This is a genomic window from Streptomyces sp. RP5T (assembly GCF_003933965.1).
Taxonomy (GTDB): Bacteria; Actinomycetota; Actinomycetes; order Streptomycetales; family Streptomycetaceae; genus Streptomyces.
This window is the reverse complement of record NZ_RSAJ01000565.1, coordinates 1-5,358: the sequence shown is the minus strand read 5'-3', so window position 1 is coordinate 5,358 and position 5,358 is coordinate 1. Positions and strand designations below refer to the sequence as shown.

3 protein-coding genes and 1 pseudogene are annotated in these 5,358 nt (G+C 71.5%); 2 read left to right on the top strand and 2 right to left on the bottom strand.

Translation table 11 applies throughout. From position 1 onward, the window contains the following. Positions 1–633: N-acetyltransferase (locus EHS43_RS36390; RefSeq protein WP_260470880.1), on the top strand; the 633-nt coding region annotated here is incomplete at its 5' end. Between the two features lie 55 nt (positions 634–688). Here the strand turns inward: EHS43_RS36390 and EHS43_RS36385 are convergent. Continuing rightward, positions 689–2,890, bottom strand: coding sequence for an MMPL family transporter (locus EHS43_RS36385; protein WP_125194873.1), 2,202 nt, complete (start codon positions 2,888–2,890; stop codon positions 689–691). Between the two features lie 104 nt (positions 2,891–2,994). Then, positions 2,995–3,600, bottom strand: a complete 606-nt coding sequence (locus EHS43_RS36380; RefSeq protein WP_125194872.1) for a TetR/AcrR family transcriptional regulator — start codon at positions 3,598–3,600, stop codon at positions 2,995–2,997. Positions 3,601–3,784: 184 nt separating this feature from the next. On the opposite strand from EHS43_RS36380, the pseudogene EHS43_RS36375 reads away from it, so the two are divergent. Further along, positions 3,785–5,358 (top strand): annotated as a pseudogene (locus EHS43_RS36375) (PD40 domain-containing protein); the annotation flags it as partial.

Here is a 5,358-nt window from a genome sequence, read left to right as displayed (position 1 = left end):
CCGCCCGCCCCGTCCGCCTTCGTACGCCCCTACCGTCCCGAGGACCGTGACGCCGTCGAGGACATCTGCGTCCGGACCGCCCACCTGGGCCAGGACAGCCGGCCGCACCACAAGGACCCCGGCGTCTTCCCCGCGGCCTTCGCGTCGCCGTACGTCCATCTCGAACCGGAGCTGACCTTCGTGCTGGACGACGGGGCCGGGCAGGCGGTCGGGTATGTCCTGGGCACCGCGGACACGCCCCGGTTCGTGGCGGACTACCGCGCGAAGTGGCTGCCCCTCGTGGCCGGCCGCTATCCGGAGCCCGGCCCCGAGCCGCACACCGCCGACGAGGGGATCGTCGCCCTCCTGCACCACCCGGAGCGGATGCTCGTGCCCGAAGTCGCCGGTTTCCCGGCCCACTTGCACATCGACCTGCTCCCCGCATGGCAGGGGCGCGGGTACGGGCGCGCGCTCATGGAGACCTTCCTGCGCGCGCTGCACGAGCGGGGCGTGGCCGCCGTGCACCTGTGCATGGTGACCGCCAACACGCCCGCGCGTGCCTTCTACGACCGTCTCGGCTTCCACGAGATCGCCGTACCGGATGCCGGGCCGGTCACCTATCTCGGCCGGTCCACGGCGGCGGAAGGCCGGTGAGGGCACCCCCTCACCGGCCGACTCACGTCATACCGCGCACGTCACACCGCGCACGTCAGACGCGTACCAGCTCCCGGTCCTCGTCCGGATCCGCGTCCCTCTGGGCCCGGGTGCGCAGTCCCTCGCCCTCGACGTCGACGTTGGGCAGCACGCGGTCCAGCCACTTCGGCAGCCACCAGGCTCGGCGGCCGAGCAGGGCGAGGACCGCGGGGACGATCGCCATGCGGACGACGAACGCATCGAAGAAGACGGCGATCGCGAGCCCGAAGCCGATCATCTTGATCATCGACTCGCCGGAGCTGATGAAGCCTCCGAAGACGGCCATCATGATGACCGCGGCGGCGACCACGACCCGGGCGCTGTGCTTGAACCCGGTGACGATCGCCTGGCTCGGGGACTCGCCGTGGACGTACGCCTCGCGCATGCGGGTGACCAGGAAGACCTCGTAGTCCATGGCCAGTCCGAAGACCACGCCGACCATGAAGATCGGCATCATCGACATGATCGGGCCGGTCTCCTCGACGCCGAGCACTCCGCCGAGCCAGCCCCACTGGAAGACCGCGACCACGGCACCGAGCGCGGCGAGCACCGACAGCAGGAAGCCGAGGGCCGCCTTCAGCGGGACGAGGATCGAGCGGAACACCACGATCAGCAGGAGGAAGGCGAGGCCGACCACCAGGGCCAGGTACGGGATCAGGGCGTCGCTCAGCTTCTGCGAGAAGTCGATGTTCATCGCGGTGGTGCCGGTGACCAGGACGTCCGCGTCCGCCTCGGCGGCGACGTCGTCGCGGATGGCGTGCACCAGGTCCTCGGTTCGGGTCGAGGACGGCTTGGAGCCGGGGACGACGGTGATGGTCGCGGTGTCGCCGGCCTTGTTGAAGGCCGGCGGGGTGACCGTGGCGACGTCCTTGAGGCCCTCGATGCCCTCGCTCACCGTGGCGGCCGCGGCCTTGGGGTCGTCGCTGTCCTTGGCGTCGACCACGATCATCAGCGGTCCGTTGAAGCCGGGCCCGAAGCCCTCCGAGAGGAGGTCGTAGGCGCGGCGCTGGGTCGTGGACGTGGGCTGCGAACCGTCGTCGGGCAGGCCCAACTCCAGTTGGCTGACCGGCAGGGCGACCGCGGCGAGGCCGACCACGCCGAGCAGCAGCACGGCGGCCGGGCGGCGGATGACGAAACTCGCCCAGCGGGCGCCGAGGTTGCGCTTGACCGGCGCACCCGGAGCCACGGGCTCCTTGCGCTTCTCGCCCGCCGGACGGACCTTGCGGCCCGCGTACCCGAGCAGCGCCGGGATCATCGTCAGCGCGATGAGGACGGCGATCACGACCGTGCCGGCCGCGGCGAGGCCCATTTTGGTCAGCATCGGCACGTTGACGACCGACAGACCGGCGAGCGCGATCACGACGGTGAGACCCGCGAAGACCACCGCGGAACCCGCGGTGCCGGTGGCCCGGCCGACCGCCTCCTCGCGGTCGCGGCCCTCGGCCAGCTCGGCGCGGTAGCGGGAGACGATGAACAGGGCGTAGTCGATGCCGACGGCGAGGCCGATCATCCCGGCGAGGGTGGACGTCGTGTCGCCGAGGTCGAGAGCGGAGGCGAGCGTGGCGATGGTGGAGACGCCGATGCCGACGCCGATGATCGCCGTCAGCAGCGGCAGCCCGGCCGCGACCAGCGAGCCCAGGGTGATGACCAGCACGACCGCGGCCACGGCGAGACCGATGGCCTCACCGATCGCTCCCGTCTCCGGCTCGGCCTGGAGCACGTCACCTCCGACGTCGACGGTCAGCCCGGTGTCCCGGGCCTCGTCGGCGGTCTTCTCCAGGGCGTCGCGGGTGGCGTCCTTGAGTTCCATGGCGGGGGCGTCGTAGCGCACCGACGCGTAGGCGACCGTGCCGTCCTTGCTGACCGCGCGGGTCGTGAAGGGGTCGGTGACGGAGACGACCTCGGAGCCGTCGCCCAGTTCCCTGACGGTCTTCGCGACGGTGGCCCGGTTGGCGGCGTCCGTCATCCTCTCGCCCTCGGGCGCCTTGAAGACGATGCGGCCGGTCGCGCCGTCGGCGCTGGCCCCGGGGAAACGCTGTTCGAGCAGATCGAAGGCCTTCTGCGCCTCCGTGCCCGGGATGGAGAAGGAGGTCGATCCGGCGGCGGGCGCGCTGAACGCGCCGACGCCGGCGAGGGTCAGCAGGGCCACCCACAGGAGGGCGACGAAGTGCCGTCGCCGGAAGGCGAGCCGGCCGAGCCGGTAGAGGAAAGTGGCCACGAGGGCGAACTCCCGGTCAGGTCGTGGGTCTTCTGGGCAGGGGTGATCAGCCCGACGACGTGAGCGGTTACGTCAGGTGGAGGGCTTGCTGGGGAGAGGGGAGGTCAGTCGGTCCCGACGCCGAGGGCGGGGAGGACCACGGCGTCGATGTACGAAAGCAGGAAGGACTGGGTCGGCGGCAGCTCGTCGATCATCGTGCGGGCCGCGAACCCGCCGAGCATCATGTGCATCATGAACTCGATCGCCGGGTTGTCCGGACGCACCTCGCCGCGGTCGATCGCCCGCTGGACGAGCCGACGGAACTCCGCCATCTCGGGTTCGACGAGATGTTCGCGGAACGCCTTGAGGAGATCCGGGTTGCCGTGGACCGCCATGGCCAGGCCCCGCATGAGCGCGGAGTTCTGCTCCATGGTGCAGTCGTCCGAGCGCAGGGTGAGCGCGTGCAGGTCGCCCTTGAGCGACCCCGTGTCGATCTCGTCGAGACCGATGCCGCCCGGCTTGGAGTGCCGTACCGCCTTCGCCACCAACTCGGCCTTGCCGCCCCACTGGCGGTAGAGCGTGGCCTTGCTGGAACGGGTGCGGGCGGCGACGGCGTCCATGGTCAGGGCGTCGTAGCCGACCTCCCGGAGCAGGTCGAGCACGGCCTCGTACAGCTCGGCCTCACGCTCGGGGGTGATGCGGCTGCGACGCGCGGCCGAGACCTCGGTCATGTCACTCACCCTTTCCCCGCCGGGACTTCGTACGACACTGTTTCGTACGACACGAATGTAGCGCATCCAGCATCGAAACGAAACGGTTTCGTTCGTGTTGTGGGTCACCCGCGGCCCCCGCAGGCCACCGACGACCGGTTTTTCACAAGTTGCTCCGGTCCATCCCCCGGAAAAGCATGGGGAGGTGAGCTATCTGCGCCTTCCGCATCTGAGCGGCGACCTGTTGTGCTTCGTGGCCGAGGACGACCTCTGGCTGGCCCCTCTCGACGGCCCGGGCCGCGCCTGGCGCCTGACCGTCGACCGCACCAAGACCGGCCATCCGCGCTTCTCGCCGGACGGCCGCCGCATCGCGTACACGAGCTGGCGCAGCCTCGTGCCCGAGATCCACCTGGTGGACGCGGACGGCGGACCGGGCCGCCGGCTCACCCACTGGGGCTCCACCGACACCCAGGTCACCGGCTGGACCCCCACCGGCGAGATCCTCGCCGTCGCCTCCCACGGCGAGCCCTTCTCCTACTTCACCTGGGCGTACAAGGTCCCCACCGACGGCTCCCCCGGCGACAGGCTCCCCTGGGGCCCGGTCTCCGACATCCAGGTCGCCGACCGCAGGACCCTCCTGCTGACCGGCACCCCGCCGCACGAACCGGCCGCCTGGAAGCGCTACCGCGGCGGCGCCACCGGCCGCCTCTGGCTGCACGGCGAACGCCTGCTCCCCGACCTCGGCGGCCACCTCCACTCCCCCATGTTCGTCGGCGACCGCATCGCCTTCCTCTCCGACCACGAGGGCGTCGGCAACCTCTACTCCTGCGCCCCCGACGGCTCCGACCTGCGCCGCCACACCGACCACGACGCCTTCTACGCCCGGCACGCCTCCAGCGACGGCACCCGGGTGGTGTACCAGTGCGGCGGCGACCTGTGGATCGTCGACGACCTCACGTCCGAGCCCCGCAAACTCGACGTACGGCTGAGCGGGCCGCGGGCCGGCCGCCGCCGGTACCAGGTGCCCGCCGCCCAGCACGTGGACGGCATCTCGGTCGACGAGACGGGACGCGCGAGCGCCGTCGTCGTCCGCGGCAGCCTGTACTGGCTGACCCACCGCGACGGCCCGGCCCGCACCCTCACCGACACACCGGGCGTACGGGTCCGGCTCCCGGAGATGCTCGGCTCCGTCGGCCAGGTCGCGTACGTGACGGACGCCGAGGGCGAGGACGCCGTCGAGATCGCGTACCTGCCCCGGGCGACCGGCGACCGCGCGCCGCGCCGGCTGGCCTCCGGCCAACTGGGCCGGGTCCTGGAACTGGTCTCCGACCCCAAGGGCGAGCGGCTGGCCATCGCCGCGCACGACGGACGCCTGCTGCTCCTGACCGTGCCTGACCGTGCGGCTGACGCCGCGGGGACCGAGGAGACCGGGGGCACCTCCCGGACGGAGCCCGGGGGAGGCCAGGTCACCGAACTGATCCGCTCGGTCAACGGCCCCGTCCGGGACCTCGCCTTCTCCCCGGACGGGGCCTGGCTGACGTGGTCGCATCCGGGGATCGGCAGATCGCTGCGGCAGATCAAACTCGCCCGCATGAAGGACCGGTTGATCGTCGACGTCACCAACGGCCGCTTCGAGGACGAGAACCCGGTCTTCACGCGGGACGGCCGCTACCTGGCCTTCCTCTCCTGGCGGGGCTTCGACCCGGTGTACGACGTCCACACCGGCGACCTCTCCTTCCCGCTGGGTTGCCGCCCCTACCTGGTCCCGCTGTCCTCGGC

Bases quoted from the DNA above. Each gene is read 5' to 3' on its own strand.
- EHS43_RS36380 (WP_125194872.1), bottom strand. From the start codon at position 3,600: ATGACCGAGGTCTCGGCCGCGCGTCGCAGCCGCATCACCCCCGAGCGT.